Origin of the sequence: uncultured Campylobacter sp. (assembly GCF_938045595.1) — a bacterium.
Lineage (GTDB): Bacteria > Campylobacterota > Campylobacteria > Campylobacterales > Campylobacteraceae > Campylobacter_B.
In genome coordinates, this window is sequence record NZ_CALIBB010000008.1 from 1 (window position 1) to 1184 (window position 1184).

1 protein-coding gene and 1 pseudogene are annotated in these 1184 nt (G+C 50.1%); both read left to right on the forward strand.

Annotated features, from left to right (window positions below):
* A pseudogene (locus tag Q0340_RS00230) lies at window positions 1–214 on the forward strand (cupin domain-containing protein); the annotation flags it as partial.
* 130 nt (window positions 215–344) lie between these two features.
* On the forward strand, window positions 345–980 hold the full coding sequence (locus tag Q0340_RS00235; RefSeq protein WP_298081675.1) for an NAD(P)-dependent oxidoreductase: 636 nt from the start codon (window positions 345–347) through the stop codon (window positions 978–980).
* The last annotated feature ends 204 nt before the right edge of the window (window positions 981–1184 follow it).

The following is a 1184-nucleotide window of genomic DNA, read 5'->3' on the forward strand; positions in this document are numbered from 1 at the left end:
GCTAAAAGGCGGCGGTACGCTTTTCATCGACGGCGAGGAAAAGGCGGTCAAAGAGGGCGACGCGATCCGCATCGATCCGGACGGCAAAAGATGCTTCAAGGCGGGCGCGCAGGGGATAAAGTTTATCTGTATCCAAACTAAACGCGGTAGCTTGGAGCAGTACACGATGGATGATGGCGTGATAAACGAGGATGTAAAGCCAAGCTGGCTGTAAAATTTGCGAGGCGCTCGGCAAATGCGAGCGTAAATTTTAAACTGCGAGGCGCGGCATACGGCGCCAAATGTGCGAGCGCATTAACCGCAGCGGCTGTGCGATCAAACAAATCAAATTTAAAGGAAAAACAATGAAAGTAGCAATCATCGGAGCAAACGGAAAATCAGGTTCAAATTTGGTGCAAGAAGCTCTAAAACAAGGGCATGACGTCACGGCGATCGTGCGAAACAAAGAGTATAAAAACGGCGACGTTAAAGTAGTCTACAAAGATATTTTTGAACTAACAAAGACCGATCTAGCTGGCTTTGACGCTGTTATCAGCGCATTTGCGGCTTGGACGCCCGAAACATTTCCGCTTCATAAAAAGGTAGCAAAACACCTAGCAGATGCGCTTAGCGGTACGAAAACGAGACTACTCGTCATCGGCGGCGCGGGTACGCTATACGTGGACGATAAAGGCACTATGGCTATGGATACGCCTGACTTCCCGCCTGAGTATATGGGCGTGGCAAGGGCGACTGCGGAGTCGTTTTTTGAGCTAAAAGACAGAAGCGACGTGCTCTGGACCTACGTCTCGCCTGCTGGAGACTATGACGCAAACGGCGCTCGCACGGGCAAATACGTCCTTGGCGGCGATAATCTAATACTAAACTCCAAAAACGAGAGCTATATCAGCTACGCAGACCTAGCGCTTGCTGTCATAGACGAGCTAAAAAATGGCGCCTTCGTGCAAAAGCGCTTTACCGCCGTCGGCGAGAGGGCGTGAGCTTAAAATTTTGCTTAATTTAGCTAAAATAACGCCGCACGAAACTAACGTGCGGTTTTAAATTTAAATCAAGGTCGGTTATGCAAGTAGGTATCAAATTTTCACTCGCGGTTCACATCATGCTCTGCGTCGCGTATTTTCGCGAGGAGAAGGTCACGGGCGATTTCGTCGCCGCAAGCTCGGGGATAAACCCCGCCATCGCGC